The following is a 15,531-nucleotide window of genomic DNA, read 5'->3' on the forward strand; positions in this document are numbered from 1 at the left end:
CAAACTTGTGCAATACATTTATTAAAGCTGACTTTTTAGCTATAACCAAATTAAATTTTGTGGTGTTTCTCTATGTGATTAGTAGGATTTGGGAGGGGAAAAGTCCGGGGGCAGTAAGTCGGCAATCCAAAAGTTGAATTTTGAACAATCTCCTATCAAGGTATAGATAAAGTTCTGGGAGTGGATAGGTCTATAACTTTTGATTTCGAATTATTGTCTGAACTCGAATTTATAGAATTTAAGGAATCAACATGATGCTATGCAAATTCTATAAATTTTCAAAATTCGTTCAATTCGAGTTCAGACAAAATCAACTATCTGTAAGTACACAGATACGAACTCTGCACTTCTGTTTTAACTTTAAATGAAGTATTTGCTTCAACCTCAAATACTTGTCCGTTGATAAAAGTTTGCCATTGGCTTTGACCTGGTAATAAAGCTTCAAGGCTGCCTTCAATTACTGTCATGGTTTCGTGACTTGAGGTGCCAAATTCATATTCGCCGGGTTCAATAACGCCGATGGTTGAGCGCCCTTGCGGAGTAGTGTATGCCAGTGATTTTACGGCACCTTCAAAATATTCGTTTACGTTGATCATGTTTAAAAATTTCGGCCTAATATGGTTAAATAAAATGAATTGTATTATAATTGGGGCTTAACTATTAAAAGCCGCCGTACCGGCGAATGTTAAAATATGTGAAAAAAGTAATTTCGGTTGTGATTATTACTTCTTAAACATCGTTATTTGCATAAAATTTATATATGAGGAAAATCCAACTATTAATGCTGTTCGTTTTATCAGCTATAATATTCCAGGGCTGTAAAAAGGACGTTGTTACTTCTGCTTCCACTACTTCTGACCAAATACTTGCCGCAACTATAAATGGTACATCATGGATCCCTGATGATGTTACCGCTACTATAAATTATGATGCTACTGCTAAAACAAAATCATTTAATGTAGTTGGTACTGCTGACCTGAAAAGAGTAAAATGGACGATTACTTTAAGTGATGCTAATGCTACCAATGTCAATACTTTTCCGCTGGCTACTTATAAGGTTGATGCTACCAACAAGGTAAATATGGCTTACTTTACATCAACTGGCGGTACATCCTATAATCAGGTGGGTGTGGTTGAGCCGGGTTCGGGTTCTATCATAATTACCTCTATAGATCCATCAAAAAATGTGATAACCGGTACCTATAGCATGACCACGAAAAAGGTAAACTATAATGATGATGGTACCATAGCATCTATTGAAACGTCGCAGATATTAGGTGGTACGTTCACTAATCTGCCTTATACCTTTACCCAGGTCAGTAATTAAATAAATTAGAAAATATAACATGAACGCCCCGGTTTGCAATATCCCGGGGCGTTCTTTTTTAAACCGATCCGTAATTATTGGCCAGGACTTGGCCTGGTTGGGCTCGACGGATTAGGTGTCGGGCTTGGTGTTGTCGGGCTTGGCGTATTTGGTAGAGGGCTTGGGTTAGGCGTGTTTGGCTGCGGCGCCGGGTTAGGGGTATTAGGTGTTGGTGAAGGGTTTGGTGTTGGCGTGGGCGCAGGAGTTGGTACCCGATTTGGATCAGTAGGCGTTGGTGTCGGACTTGGCACAGGATCTGTTGGTTTTGGTGTGGGTACCGGAGTTTTTGGTTTCTTTTTATTTTTATCTGGCACAGTATCAGTGGTCAATGTGTACTTTGTTACTGATACACCGGTATTTTGACCTTGGTGTCCGTTAGCTAATGCCAAAGAGCCGGCTAATGACAGGGCGACAGCTGCGGCTGTTATTCTTAAATTTTTCATATTTTTTTCTTTTTATTTATGAAAAGTTAACTATTAAGATAACTTGACGAGAAAGGAATAGTTTTTGAAATTTGAAATGAATCCAAGTCCAGTGCATTAACCACACCTATTGAAGCAAATGCCCTGGTAATGCAACGCATTATAACAGCGTTTGCATTGTTGATGAGTGGCCGGTTTAAATATTGAGCACCTATATTTGCCTGTAACCTGCATATGCAAACATTACCCTATGACTGAACTTGAAAAAATGATATCCGGCGAACTGTATAATGCCGGAGATGCCGAACTTGTTGCCGCCCGTTCAAAGGCCCGGCAATTGTTTACACAATACAATGCCGCAAGCTATGATGATAAAGAAACCAAAACCGCCCTGTTAAAACAACTGTTGGGAAGTTTTAAAGGCAATATTGATGTTCAATCGCCTTTTTACTGTGATTATGGCTTTAATATAATAGCCGGGAATAACCTATTTCTGAATTTTAACTGCATTATATTGGATTGCGCCCGTGTTACCTTTGGCGATAACGTGTTCCTGGCGCCAAATGTTCAGCTTTATACAGCCTATCACCCGGTAATGGCTGCCGAACGGATCAAAGGTCCTGAATATGCAGCACCTATTACTATTGGCAATAACGTGTGGCTGGGTGGCGGTGTAATTGTTTGTCCCGGAGTTGCCATAGGCGATAATACGACAATCGGTGCAGGAAGTGTGGTGACCAAAAGTATTCCGGCAAATGTAGTTGCTGCAGGAAATCCATGCCGAGTGATCAGAGAGTTGTGATTTCATTATAATTTCGGATTTCGGAATTTCGATTTCGGATTCGGCGACTTTGGGAGCATCGGTGCTAAGAAAAAGTAACGTCTTTGCGGCTTAGCGCCTTCGCGTGAATTATCGAAATAGTTATTGGAGTAAGGGATTTTAAACCGATAGCACCGGTAACGGCTTTGTGCTGTCTTTTAGTAATTTTAATTCGGCGACAATGATGAAACTTACAATTACCAGGAGGGCCCAGGAGCTTATTTTCTGATAATTTACTACTGTCCATGCATGATGCTGATAAGCATAACGCCAGGCCCCAAGCCGGGTAGCTATATTTTCGGCAAGCCAGATGAAAAAGCCTATAAGCATAAATGATAATATTGTTGGCATGCGATAAACTTTTTCTTGTAAATGAAAAACTACAACCGATTGCCTGAAAAAATAAAGGATCATCACGCCTATGCCATAGCGGATATCGGGCATAAAATGATTGCTGAAGAAATTAAAATATATCAAAATACCTATAGTGCGGGCAATGTAGCGGTTAGGCCAGTTTTGTATTTGCAGGTTAAGCCTTCGCCACGCCTGGCACATGTAGCTGGCAACGCTGGCATACATAAAGCCGCTGTATAGCGGAACGCCGCCTATTTTCAGATAAGCAAATTCAGGATAGGCCCATGAGCCGTAGTGAACTTTGAAGAGCTCCATTACCAGGCCCAGCAGGTGAAATATGCAAATTACCAGTACTTCATCTTTAGTTTCAATCCCGGTGCAATATAAAGCCGCCTGGATAAGCAGGCAAGCTATCAGCATAAAATCATACCGGGGTAAAATGCCCGTAAACAAATGCGAAAGTGCCAGCATGGCAAATACCGAAACCGGGAACAGGCAAGAAAGCGCCTGCTGCTGCACAAAAATCCCGAAATGTTTAATAGCTGTTTTCATGGATTAATTTAAAGCATATGCCTGGTCCATTCCCTGGATCTGGATTTTGTATTGCGCCGGCAGGAGAGTATCCCTTAAAAATTTTCCGGGTTTAAGGTTCTTTATTACCTTGTATACCTTTAATACAGGCCAAAGCCAGGCTATTTTACCCAGCGGCAGTTGTTGGCTAACCTGCGTAGGTACGGTTAATAACTGTGCTTGTTTCATGATTTGATACCGGACAAAACCAAGATATTTTTCATACTGGCGATATAAATCGGCGGTGAACGCGCTGCTGATCAGGTTGTGTTCAAGGTGTTCTTTACGCATTTGTAGATAGTGTTGATAATCTGATGGCAGGTCTGTTAGCTGCATTCGTTTCCCAACTCTATAAAATACATTAAATACCTCGGCTTTTTCGGTTGTACTAAGAGGCTTTTCCAGTAATTCATATGAACGGATGGACAGATCGATCAACAGGAACAGCACATCACGATAAGCCCAGTCGGGTATTTGGGAACCGCGGGCGGTTTCAACACCTTTATGAATGGCATTTATTTTATCAATAGCCTTTAAAGCTGCTTCGCGCTCCGAAAAGATGATCTGCCGCGAATAGGCTACGGTGCTAAACAGGCGTGCTAAAGGATCAGCAGGAAGTTTGCCCGTGAAATAAAGCCAGTCGACAGCCTTATTTAAAGCAAACTCGGCTGCGGCCCCGGCGAAAATGAACAGGATGGTATCTGCCTTGCCCCAGATCCTGCGCACTATCGAATATTCATCTACAAAAAGATCCATGTTATATGTTTTTGGTTGCTTTTACTTTGTTTTATAAAAGTACTTTGTGTTTCAAAGTTATTAAAATGATTTGAGTTTGCAATAGGAAGCAGGTGATTTATTTAGAGTGGTGGAAGGTTGGTATCAGATTCAGTTACTAATTGATTGCTAATTTTTATGGCTTTTTAATTATTAAAATTTTTTTTTGCTAATTTTTATAGTTTTAAAATTACTGTTGGTATACTTGTATTTTAATAAGGAATATATTTGGAGCAGGCTTATGGTAAATGCAGTTTTTGAATTTGAATTTAATAATCAGGTTGTTGAGTTTGATATCAGCGATAAGGATTTAATGATCAATGCCACAGAAATGGGCAAGATCTTTGGGAAAAACCCAACAGAATTTTTAAAGCTGAAACAAACTAAAGATTTTATTGACGAATTGAAAAGCATGCCCTTGCCTTTTAATGAATCGAATTTTGAAGGGAACAGCACAAAGAATTCTGCTGATCTGGAAGCAATGATATTTGTGAACAAACTGGATGGACTATGGATGTGCGAAATTTTAGCGTTGAAATTTGCCGGCTGGCTTAACCCTAAGTTTGAAGTGTGGGTGTATAGCACCATCCGGGAATTTTTGCCCAACTTAAGGGATAACAACGAGGCCTATAAGCAAATTGTAAAGTTTGAAGATCAGTTGGATAAACTGGTGAAGAAACTACAGGGCAATGCCGATTTTCAGGCCTATATGCAATTACAGGAAAAATTGAAAAAGCTGCCTTACCGGATCAAACGAAATAACCAGGCCACTTTAAGGCAATACAGGCAATTGAAAGCTATTTGAATATATTGTTTATAAAAGAGGGGATCAGCTTTCCAAGGACTCGTTTTCCGCTCTTAAAAATATTTAGCGCTCCAGTTTGCCAACCTAATGTCATTAAATCACCGTTGATTTAGTATTAAATAATTGTAATCCAATTTTCTTTACTTTCGCTTTTTATTAGCTCCCGGGGAAATTAGGATTTGATCAATCCCTGCCGGTCAAACCTTTGGGGAAACTAAAGCAACGTGTTTTTCATGGAAAGTAAATTGAGGTTGGCCGAATATAAAGTACTTTTATACAGGCTGTTTTTGGGGTATTTGTTTTATTTTATTGCAAGGGTATTATTCTTTACCTTTAATACCCACCTGTTTGCCGTGGATAGCATTTGGGCCTTGCTTAAGCTGTGTTATTACGGTATGGCCTTCGACACCACGGCTTTACTATACATCAACAGCCTGTTTATCCTGCTCAGCGTTTTGCCCTTAACTGTAAATACCCGGCCGGCTTTTCAAAAAGGTATGGCTATCCTGTACTTTGTTACCAATTTACTTGCTTACGCCACCAACTTTGTTGATATCATTTACTATCGCTTTAGCCAGGTGCGTTCTACCAAGGCAACGCTTGATGTACTGGCTGATGAAAATAACAAGAAGCTGTTATTTACCCATTTTTCTGAAGCTTATTGGTATGTGATCATCATATTTATATTGTGTTCTGTTTGCTGGGTTTGGCTGTACAAACAGGTGAAGTTAAAGCCCACTGCGGTAACGGATAAGAAAGTGTATTTTCTATCGTCGATAGTTTCCTTCCTGTTAATCCTCACACTGGTTATAGGTGGCATCCGGGGCGATTTTGCACACAGCACAAGGCCTATTAACATGGTTGATGCCTACAAGCACATCACTGTCCCAAACCAGGGCGATATCGTGCTGAACACCCCTTTTGCTGTATTCCGCACACTGGGAACCAATAATTACAAGCTTCAGCATTGGACGGATGAGGCTTACATCAACACCAACATTAAACCCATAAAACAATACAGCACCAAACCGGCTGCTAAGCCCAATGTAGTGATCATTATATTGGAAAGTATGGCCCGCGAATATTGGGGCAGCATGAACCGCGATGTTAATATACCGGGCTTTAAATCATATACACCGTTTCTGGATTCGCTATCCAATAGCAGTCTTATTTTTACCAATGCTTACGCTACCGGACGACAATCCATTCATGCTGTATCATCGGTAATAGCAGGGATCCCGTCTTTTCAGAATGCTTTTACATCATCACCTTATGCCAAGCAGAAAATCCAGTCAGTGGTATCAGTTTGTGACAGTATGGGATATCAAACCTCGTTCTTCCATGGGGCAGCCAATGGGTCGATGGGATTTCAGGGCTTTGGCAGTATTTTGGGGTATAAAAACTATTATGGCCGTACCGAATATAACGACGATAAAGATTTTGACGGCATTTGGGGTATTTGGGACGAGCATTTTTTTCCATTCATGGGGCGCACACTAAGCAGCCAGAAACAGCCGTTTATGGCTACGTTGTTCACGCTGTCATCGCATGATCCATATCAACTGCCCGAAAAATATAAAGCGAGGTTTAAGGGCGGTCCGTTGGCTATTGATAAATGCGTTCAGTATACCGATAACTCGCTGCGGATCTTTTTCAATTACGCTAAAACGCAGTCGTGGTTTAACAATACCATTTTTGTGATCACTGCCGACCATACCAGTCAAACTTATTATCCCGAATACAGCAAGCAGGTAAACCGTTTCGCAGTGCCTATCCTGTTTTACAGCGCCAATGGCGCTTATAATTTGAAAGGTGTGCGTACCGATCTGGCGTCGCAAATGGATATTTATCCAACGGTGGTCGATCTGATCGGTTATAACAAGCCTTTCAGGTCGTGGGGGAGGAGTTTGGTAAGTAACCTACCCGATGAGCAGCCAAGGGTTATCAATTCAACAGGTAACATCTACCAGTTTATGCAGGGTAATTATACTTACTTGTTTGATGGTAAAAACTTCACCGGCATTTTTGCTGTGAGTGACAAGGGGCTGGAGAAAAATCTGATGACCGCGCAACCCAATGCCGAAATGCAAAAAGGCATGCAGGATTGCAAAGCGCTGATACAGGATTATACGGATAGGATTGTGAACGGGAAACTGGTGGCCAGGTAAAGTTTATATCGATACAGATAGCATTTATTTATCGAACAGGTGCGTTCATTCCCTACATATCCACACCACCCCAACTTTTCAACAATACCCTAAAACCCCCGCTAATGCATTAACTTTACCCGATTAACAGAAGGAGTAACCGCTTGGCTAAAGATACTACCAAAGAAACCCCCTTAATGCAGCAATATAATGCTATCAAAGTAAAGTATCCAGGTGCTTTATTGCTGTTTAGGGTGGGCGATTTTTATGAAACATTTGGCGAAGACGCCGTTAAGGCTGCCGGTATTTTAGGCATCGTACTTACCCGCCGGGCAAACGGCGCCGCTACACATATTGAGCTTGCCGGTTTTCCGCACCATTCGCTGGATACTTACCTGCCTAAGCTGGTACGTGCCGGGCAGCGTGTAGCCATCTGCGATCAGCTGGAAGACCCCAAAACTACCAAAACCATCGTTAAACGCGGTGTAACCGAACTGGTTACCCCAGGTGTAGCCACTAACGATAACATCCTTCAGCAAAAAAGCAATAACTACCTGGCCTCGCTGCATTTTGAAAAGAATACGATAGGCATTGCCCTGATAGATATCTCTACCGGTGAGTTCATGACCGCCCAGGGTAACAGCGATTATATTGATAAGCTGCTGCAAAGTTTTTCGCCCAGCGAAGTGATCTACCCCAAAAGCCGTACACGCGATTTTAAAGATACTTATGGCGACCGCTTTTACACCTATGCCCTTGACGAATGGCCATACAGCGGCGATTACGCCACTGAAACGTTGCTTAAGCACTTTGGTGTAAAATCGCTCAAAGGCTTTGGTATCGATAAACTGAATTTAGGCATCATCGCTGCCGGTGTAGCTATTCATTATTTGAATGAAACCGAACACCGTAACCTGGGTCATATTTCGGCTATCAGCAGGATCGAGGAAGACAGGTACCTGTGGCTCGACAGGTTTAGTATCCGCAATCTGGAACTTGTTGGCTCGGCTAACGAAAACGCCATGACCCTGGTTGATGTACTTGATCACACCTGCTCGCCTATGGGCGCACGTTTATTGCGCCGCTGGATTGTGATGCCGTTGAAGCAGATCAAAGCAATTAACGACCGCCTTGGCGTGGTTGAATACCTGATAGAAAACGAAGAATTGAGGGAAGAGCTGCTCCAATACCTGCGCCAGATAGGTGATTTGGAAAGGCTCATCTCAAAAATTGGCCTCCAAAAAGCCAACCCGCGCGAGGTTTGCCAGTTAAAGAAGGCTTTAACCGCCATAGCACAGATCAAACGCATAGCGGAATCATCACAAAGTGCCCCGCTGCGTGCCATTGGCGAGCAGCTTAACCCTTGTGCACTAATTTGCGAAAAGATAGAACGTGAATTAAACCCCGAGCCTCCGGTTATGCTGGTGAAAGGTTCGGTAATGAACGAGGGGATTAATGAAGAGCTTGACAGGTTGCGTAAGATCGCCTTCGGTGGTAAAGGCTACCTGCTGGAGATTCAGAAGCGCGAAGCTGAATTAACGGGGATCCCATCGCTTAAAGTATCGTTCAATAACGTGTTTGGCTATTATTTGGAGGTTACGCACAGCCACCGGGATAAAGTACCCACCGAGTGGATCCGCAAGCAAACGCTGGTTAATGCCGAGCGATACATTACCCCCGAGCTTAAAGAGTATGAAGAGCAGATTTTAGGGGCCGAGGAAAAGATCCTGGCGCTTGAAACCCGACTATATAACGATCTATTGTATTCGCTTGCCGAATATATTAAGCCAATCCAGTTGAATGCCCAACTGATAGCCCGTTTGGATGTGTTGCTCAACTTTGCTACCATCTCCATTAAAAACTACTATGTTAAGCCTGAGATAAACGAAAGCAAGGTACTTGACATTAAAGGTGGTCGCCACCCGGTTATTGAAAAAAACCTGCCGATAGGCGAGGAGTACATCACCAACAGCGTTTACCTCGACTCGGAAACCCAGCAGATCATCATTATCACTGGCCCCAATATGGCTGGTAAGTCGGCTTTGTTAAGACAAACCGGCTTGATAGTACTAATGGCCCAGATGGGTTGTTTTGTGCCGGCAAAAGCTGCGTCAATAGGCCTGGTTGATAAGATCTTTACCAGGGTGGGCGCTTCGGATAACCTTTCGTCCGGCGAATCGACCTTTATGGTGGAGATGAATGAAACGGCCAGTATCCTTAATAACCTGAGCGACAGGAGCCTGATCTTGCTGGATGAGATTGGTCGCGGTACATCAACCTATGATGGTATTTCGATTGCCTGGTCAATCGCCGAGTATTTGCATAACCACCCGACGGCAAGGGCAAAAACGCTGTTTGCAACGCACTATCATGAGCTAAATGAGCTTAGCAACTCATTTAGCCGCGTCAAAAACTTTAACGTATCGGTAAAAGAAGTGGGCCAGCAAATCATCTTTTTACGTAAACTGGTACCAGGCGGCAGCGAGCATAGCTTCGGGATCCACGTAGCTAAACTGGCGGGTATGCCTTCAAAGGTACTTTCCCGTGCCAATGAGATCTTAAAGAAACTCGAAAACGAACGTACCGGCGGCGAGCATATCAAAGAAAGTATCCGCAAGGTGCAGAAACAAGCTGTACAGATGCAGATGTTTTCGATAGATGACCCGGTACTGGTTAAGATCCGCGATACGCTGAACAACCTTGATGTAAATACGCTAACCCCGGTTGAGGCACTCATGAAGCTGGATGAGATCCAAAGGGTGGTGAAGAGTTGATTTTTGATGTGCGGATTTCAAATGTGCAAATGGTTTGAAGGCCAATCCTTTGGAGGGAAACTTACGAAGTTTTAAAAACATCGTAAGTTTTGGCTTTCTAATATCTGCACATCTAAAGGCAGCACTTCACCAAAGCCAGTATTGTGCAGTTGCCGACAGGAGGCTTAATTATGTCTATCAACCTATTTTTCGGTAATTGTTATACTGCCACCCTTGGCCGGCTTTTTGTAAACGTCAATCATAATAGTTACATGTGTATCTCCATATTGATAAAAGGTTGATTGACCGTTATCATCTTTGAGGATGAGCGGATATTTTATTTGCTTAATTAAGGCATCAATAAAAGTTTTATTGGGCGATTTATAAGTTGCTCCTTTATGATTGTAATCAATAAGTTCTTCGTTTGGGGTCGACGCGTTTTTAATAAATCTGGGCACTGGATATGGCCTTGTATCCTTTGTAAATAGAAATGGTTTGCTAATGAGATAATTTGGATCTTTTTCTTTTAAAAGATGGTGCAGGTTATCAAAAGTCAGGCTTTGTCCGTATAAGCTAATGCTACAAATTAAACAGGGAATAAATAAAAATAGCTTCTTCATTAAATCATATTATGATGCAAAATAATGAAATTAGGGAAACTATACTGCTCGTCCGCAGCATCTGCTCATCTGAAATTTACACATCTGCACATCCTCCCCATGTTAATATGTTAAAAACATCCGTATCCTCTCAATAAACATTAAAGTTAATTTTACTTTATGAGCATATACCTGCGTCGTAGTTTTTATTTGTTTATACTTTTCCTTTCCCCATTTATATTAAGTTCATGTCACTCGCGCAAGGCCGCTATGCGCGGCCAGCCGGGTGAGGTGGTTAATCCATCGCCTGATATCGCTTCAAAATATTCCGAAATTATGGGGGTTGATAGGGGCGATATCCAAAATGGTCGCCTTTACGCTTTTATTGATCAATGGATGGGTACGCCTTACAAATTTGGCGGACTTGATAAAGACGGTATTGATTGCTCCGGTCTTACCTTTTTATTGGAACAACAGGTTTATGGCATCACCATTCCACGAATGACCAGCAAGCAGATCTCCGTCATCAAACGAAAATATGAAGATGAGCTAAAGGAAGGCGATCTGGTGTTTTTTGATTTCGACGGAAAGCAGTTTAGCCACGTTGGGGTTTACCTGCAAAATGGCTACGTTGTGCATGCCAGTTCGCGCCGTGGGGTAATCGTTGTAAAACTGCGCGACCCATCCTTATATAAGTACTTTTCAAGGGCAGGCTCTATTGAAAACGTACCTACAGGCATGAATTAGTAACACAAATTTTAGAAGGATTTTTGCGAATTACACCATTAGCAAGCTTAAATCGCATTCGTGTAATTCGTGAAAATTTGAGCCAAATTGTGCATTTATTTTCAATAATTTTGCACCATCATGGCCGACAAAAAAAACGATTACTCTTTCTGGACTAAGTACAAGCGTTTTGCAGGCACCGAGATCATGCTTTATGTGATCATGGTGCTTGGCATTATCCTCGGTATCGTGATATTTAGTTACCTTTAACTAAGGTAACGTTGTCATTATCCACATCGGCAATTGACTGATAGAAGTCGACCAGTTCCTGGTAAGTATCCTTGCTGTAAGTGCCATCAATAAGTTGCAGCTTGCGGCTATAGATCAGCTTATCGCCATTTACTATTGTGCTTGAATTAAATTTTCCGAAAGGTTTTTCGATACTTACTTTTTTAGGGCGCATATCAACTTTATATCCTGCGGGCAGGGTATAGATGATTTCATCTTCATCAGTATATCCCCGGTTGATATACACATCATTATGGCGGTTACGAACTTCCCGCAACGGTGAAGTTATGCGGTTAGCCGGGTTGGCCAGGAAGATTATCTTTCCGTCAGATACCGAACCATAGTCTGTAGCCAAAATTTTTAACGTTTCTGTAGTGTAAGGCTGGTCAACTTTAAACTGCTTCAGGTCTGCACTTTCAATATCAAGGTTATTAATAGGGTAAATCTTCTTCAGATCCTTGATCTGCTCTGTTTTCGACTCGTAGATCACGTGATCACGATCTTCATAATTTGTACCCTTGAAATTGGTAACCATTGTGCCCGATAGGTTACCGTTGGCACTTAATGTAAAATTGGCTTTGCGTTGCTCAAGATTAGCCTGGGCCGTGTATTTTGGCGTATGCATTAATTTGCCGCCTTGTGGGGTACAAGCCAACACGATCCGATCATCGGTGAAATCGCCTAAAAAGCCAAACGGTATGTTCTGGCTGGTACATTCTAAAAAGGTGGTGTCATTTTTAAAAGGCAGGCATAAAATAATATGGTTGCCCTGGTCCATGCTCGCAAAATCAGGCTGAAAGTTTACTTTGGATGATCCTGCATATACCACACAGTAATATGAATCAATGTCGACGGCCTTTAACAATGCCTGTGTATAGTTAACCAGGGCCTTGCAATCACCATAATTTTGAGCATCAACATCTGATGCCGGGAAGGGTTGTAAACCGCCTATCCCTACCTGGATACTGATGTAATGCGTTTTACTCTGCATGTATTCATAAACCTTGCGGGCTTTGGCTTTGGGATCGGTTATTGAACTTGTAAGTTCTTTTACTTTCGCCATAGTTTGAGGCGAAAGTTGCTGACGGCCTGCATTAAGCTTGTCATATTGCCATTGGCCCAACTCTTTCCAGTTGGTAAATGAGCCGCTAATTCCGCGATAAATGAATTTTTCGGGCACTATTTCCAGCCTGGGCATTATTGATCTGTAAATAGGGCTGTAAGGTTCATGCTTTAAAGCTTTGAGGTTGTTAGTTTGCCAGGTGTATGTTTGCAGCCCCTGCTTATTGGTGCCAATTGTTACCTTAACCGGCAAATTGGTTTGTTTATATTTGATCTTAAAATCGGGCTTGCAGATTAACGTATACGAGCTTTTCTCAACTGCTATACCATCCGAAGGTATCGGGTGCCAACTCTCAAGGTCAAGTGATTGTTTTGACTTTACATCATACTCATAACTTACGGTGTAAGGATAATCATTTACCCTGGGTTGATAATGTTTTATCTTTAGGTCGGTAAAAAGCGAAAAGCCATCGTGGTTGTTGTCATCCTCAAAGTCGCCTTCCGAAAATTTGCTGATGGGTTTGCCCCATTGGTTGTAAACTATGCCCTTTATATCCTTTATATAACGACTTTTGTCATGCCATATCGCTATATCAACCTCATCGTCGCCATTTTTATTAAGTACCGTTAATACTTCTTTTACATGGTAAAGTGTGTTGTCAAGATCCTTAACCTCTACGGTAACTTCTTCATTACGCACCACCGAGCTGGCATAAGGCAAAAGGTCTTTTGAAATGAGCGATACATCGTAGTTTTCCTGTGCTTGTACACTGGTTGCTAGCGAAAATATAAAAAGGGTATTTAAAAATGCTTTCATTATTTTTTCCTGAAGATCATATCTCCTTTTTCCGTTAGAATGATCTTATTAAACAGCTCCTTAAGATAAGGGTATTCAGCCGAATCATAAACCGACTTGTTAAACTGGGTGATGTTGGAAAAAGTAAAGGTGTTATTATCCTGGGATTCAAACGTGCTGGCAAACATACCACCTTTATTGGGCAATGAATAGGCCACTACCTGCGGCGGGGTTTCAACGGTGTATTGTGCAGGCAGATGCATCACCAAAACCAGCCTCTTATCTGAGGCAAAGGCCCAGTCAACAGGGTAATCACGTTCGGCAAGTTTGAAAGGGTTGGTGGTGCGTTTTTCCCAAAAGTAAGGGTTAAACGCAAGCTTATCATGATTGGTATTATCAAAAGCCTCTATTTCCACTTCAAAAGTTTCCCGTAACGGATTTTCAAGACTGTCGAGATTTGCTATATCTGATTTAAATACTCTTAGCTTTGGCTGTTTCTCGTCAAAATCTTCAACGTATTCATCAACTGTATTAAATTTTTTAATGGCTTTGCGTTTTTCATAAGCGTCGTAACCTTTGTAGTAATTGGTTATAGTTCCTTTTAGCTTTCCATTATCAAGCAATGTCAAATCGAACATCCGTGTGGTGGCCGCTTTTTGCTGAGTGCTTAACTCTATCCAGTATGATGGTTTATTAAGGCTAATCACCCTGCCCTTATCGTTTATACATTTAAGAGGGAGTAAACCGAAGGACAATAACGGATCGGTAGCATCAAGCAGGTAGGTTTGAGTGCCGATAGTTAACCTGGCTATAACATAGTTAAAGTCAGTAAGTACCGGGTAAAGATTATTCACCATGCCGTGTTCGCGGGTCGAAAGTAACACAGCTTCGGCATTAAGGCCGGCGGCGCTAAGTGCAGTAATAAGCGTCAGATTGATATCGGCTATGCTGCCTGCATGTGTATCCAGCGCTTTTTTAATACCATCGTTACTGGAAAAACCAATATAGTCGTTCCATTTTATCTGATTTTTGACCCAGGCATACAAGGTTTTTGCTTTATCAAGATCGTCTGTTTTACCTGCAATTACCGATGCTATGCGCTCTTTGAGCAGGCTTGTGCGTTTTAGTTGTACGCCAAAATCATCTGATATTTTTAACTGGCGGTCAACATCGCTCCACTCTTTTGTTACAACAGTTTTAACGCCGTTATAAGGATTGGTATATTCAACCAGCTCAAAAAATATCGCCGATAAAAAGTTTTTACGGGCAGTCATATAATCCTCATCAACAAATGCCGGAATATCCTTCATGTTGTAAGTGATATGCGAGCAATCGGCTTTTGAACCCCCTGATGAGAAGCATTCGCGTTCAACCTCCGAATTACTTTTGGTTAATTTGAGTGCCCCGCGCAGCGATGCGTTAAATGTCCAGAAGCCCGGGATATGCACTTCATATTGTGAATTTATTTTAGGAATATCATCCTGAAATGTCCAGCCCCTGAAATGATCCCAGTATGGTGAGATAAGTTCGTATTTAAATTCAATAACGCAGCCGGGCCGTAATGCAGGCAAGGCAAACTTTACAGTGCTGCCATATTTATAGTCTTTAACGGTAAATACCTTTTTTGAATCAAGTTCCGCCTTCTGAATAATACCGTTATCATCTTTATAGTAAGTAAATCCGGTAACGTTATTAACTTCTTCTGCCGAGTTATCGCCGTTGTGTATAGGTATTTCTATGGTGCCATGGTTTAGCCCTTCCTTAGTAAATATTTTAATTTTCGCATGGTACGTATAAATGAGCCTGATATGATCCATATATTCATCTATACGGGTATTACCAAACTCGTTTAAAAAAACAGCATTAGCCTGCGGATCTTTATCGTATTTGGCCATCTCAATCTCCTGGTCGGTGATTCCGGATTCAAAATCCTGCGCGGCAGCTTTGTACGATAAGCCGATAAAAATCAAAAGGATAAGGGCGATCTTGTTCATATGAATCGTGATAATTAGGGATAATCAAATTAAATAATAAATTGGTATATTAAAT

General features: G+C 41.7%; 14 protein-coding genes. 8 read left to right on the top strand and 6 right to left on the bottom strand.

From position 1 onward, the window contains the following. Positions 1 to 314: 314 nt before the first annotated feature. A complete protein-coding gene (locus ABIC84_RS00930) occupies positions 315 to 596 on the bottom strand; it encodes a pyrimidine/purine nucleoside phosphorylase (protein ID WP_426586513.1) in 282 nt (93 codons plus the stop codon). A 164-nt stretch (positions 597 to 760) separates the two neighbouring features. On the opposite strand from ABIC84_RS00930, the gene ABIC84_RS00935 reads away from it, so the two are divergent. The 3 genes from ABIC84_RS00935 to ABIC84_RS00945 all read left to right on the top strand — a co-directional run bounded on the left by ABIC84_RS00935 (position 761) and on the right by ABIC84_RS00945 (position 2,590). After that, on the top strand, positions 761 to 1,327 hold the full coding sequence (locus tag ABIC84_RS00935) for a hypothetical protein (protein ID WP_426586515.1): 567 nt from the start codon (positions 761 to 763) through the stop codon (positions 1,325 to 1,327). A 33-nt stretch (positions 1,328 to 1,360) separates the two neighbouring features. Beyond that, the gene (locus ABIC84_RS00940) at positions 1,361 to 1,729 is read left to right on the top strand and encodes a hypothetical protein (protein ID WP_426586517.1); all 369 of its coding nucleotides are present in this window, start codon (positions 1,361 to 1,363) and stop codon (positions 1,727 to 1,729) included. Between the two features lie 309 nt (positions 1,730 to 2,038). After that, positions 2,039 to 2,590 (top strand): sugar O-acetyltransferase, encoded by a 552-nt coding sequence (locus tag ABIC84_RS00945; protein WP_426586519.1) that lies wholly within the window; start codon positions 2,039 to 2,041, stop codon positions 2,588 to 2,590. Between the two features lie 138 nt (positions 2,591 to 2,728). On the opposite strand, the gene ABIC84_RS00950 is transcribed toward ABIC84_RS00945, so the two are convergent. Both ABIC84_RS00950 and ABIC84_RS00955 read right to left on the bottom strand, forming a co-directional pair. Next, positions 2,729 to 3,514 carry a DUF817 domain-containing protein gene (locus tag ABIC84_RS00950; RefSeq protein ID WP_426586521.1) on the bottom strand — a complete coding sequence of 262 codons (786 nt, stop codon included), beginning with the start codon at positions 3,512 to 3,514 and terminating at the stop codon, positions 2,729 to 2,731. Between the two features lie 3 nt (positions 3,515 to 3,517). Next, on the bottom strand, positions 3,518 to 4,288 hold the full coding sequence (locus ABIC84_RS00955) for an oxygenase MpaB family protein (RefSeq protein WP_426586523.1): 771 nt from the start codon (positions 4,286 to 4,288) through the stop codon (positions 3,518 to 3,520). A 259-nt stretch (positions 4,289 to 4,547) separates the two neighbouring features. Between ABIC84_RS00955 and ABIC84_RS00960 the strand changes: the two genes are divergently transcribed. The 3 genes from ABIC84_RS00960 to mutS all read left to right on the top strand — a co-directional run bounded on the left by ABIC84_RS00960 (position 4,548) and on the right by mutS (position 10,032). After that, complete coding sequence (locus ABIC84_RS00960) at positions 4,548 to 5,111, top strand: KilA-N domain-containing protein (RefSeq protein ID WP_091162386.1); 564 nt, start codon at positions 4,548 to 4,550, stop codon at positions 5,109 to 5,111. A 233-nt stretch (positions 5,112 to 5,344) separates the two neighbouring features. Beyond that, positions 5,345 to 7,279, top strand: a complete 1,935-nt coding sequence (locus ABIC84_RS00965; protein WP_426586525.1) for an LTA synthase family protein — start codon at positions 5,345 to 5,347, stop codon at positions 7,277 to 7,279. Between the two features lie 143 nt (positions 7,280 to 7,422). Continuing rightward, entirely contained in the window at positions 7,423 to 10,032 is a 2,610-nt protein-coding gene (gene mutS, locus ABIC84_RS00970; RefSeq protein WP_429262383.1) for a DNA mismatch repair protein MutS, read from the top strand. 182 nt (positions 10,033 to 10,214) lie between these two features. Here mutS and ABIC84_RS00975 read toward each other — a convergent pair whose 3' ends face one another. Next, on the bottom strand, positions 10,215 to 10,631 hold the full coding sequence (locus ABIC84_RS00975; protein WP_429262384.1) for a hypothetical protein: 417 nt from the start codon (positions 10,629 to 10,631) through the stop codon (positions 10,215 to 10,217). A gap of 159 nt (positions 10,632 to 10,790) precedes the next feature. Here ABIC84_RS00975 and ABIC84_RS00980 point away from each other — a divergent pair, with 159 nt between their 5' ends. Together ABIC84_RS00980 and ABIC84_RS00985 are read left to right on the top strand one after the other, a co-directional pair. Further along, a complete protein-coding gene (locus ABIC84_RS00980; RefSeq protein ID WP_429262385.1) occupies positions 10,791 to 11,357 on the top strand; it encodes a C40 family peptidase in 567 nt (188 codons plus the stop codon). 120 nt (positions 11,358 to 11,477) lie between these two features. After that, positions 11,478 to 11,606, top strand: coding sequence for a hypothetical protein (locus ABIC84_RS00985; protein WP_274987845.1), 129 nt, complete (start codon positions 11,478 to 11,480; stop codon positions 11,604 to 11,606). Here ABIC84_RS00985 and ABIC84_RS00990 read toward each other — a convergent pair. Both ABIC84_RS00990 and ABIC84_RS00995 read right to left on the bottom strand, forming a co-directional pair. Then, positions 11,593 to 13,503 carry a DUF3857 domain-containing protein gene (locus ABIC84_RS00990; protein ID WP_429262386.1) on the bottom strand — a complete coding sequence of 637 codons (1,911 nt, stop codon included), beginning with the start codon at positions 13,501 to 13,503 and terminating at the stop codon, positions 11,593 to 11,595. The two genes, ABIC84_RS00985 and ABIC84_RS00990, sit on opposite strands and share 14 nt — an antisense overlap. Beyond that, on the bottom strand, positions 13,503 to 15,476 hold the full coding sequence (locus tag ABIC84_RS00995) for a DUF3857 domain-containing protein (protein ID WP_426586535.1): 1,974 nt from the start codon (positions 15,474 to 15,476) through the stop codon (positions 13,503 to 13,505). Before ABIC84_RS00995 ends, ABIC84_RS00990 begins: the two co-directional genes overlap by 1 nt. Positions 15,477 to 15,531: the final 55 nt, after the last annotated feature.

The sequence above is a fragment of the Mucilaginibacter sp. 3215 genome (genome assembly GCF_050433785.1).
Taxonomy (GTDB): Bacteria; Bacteroidota; Bacteroidia; order Sphingobacteriales; family Sphingobacteriaceae; genus Mucilaginibacter.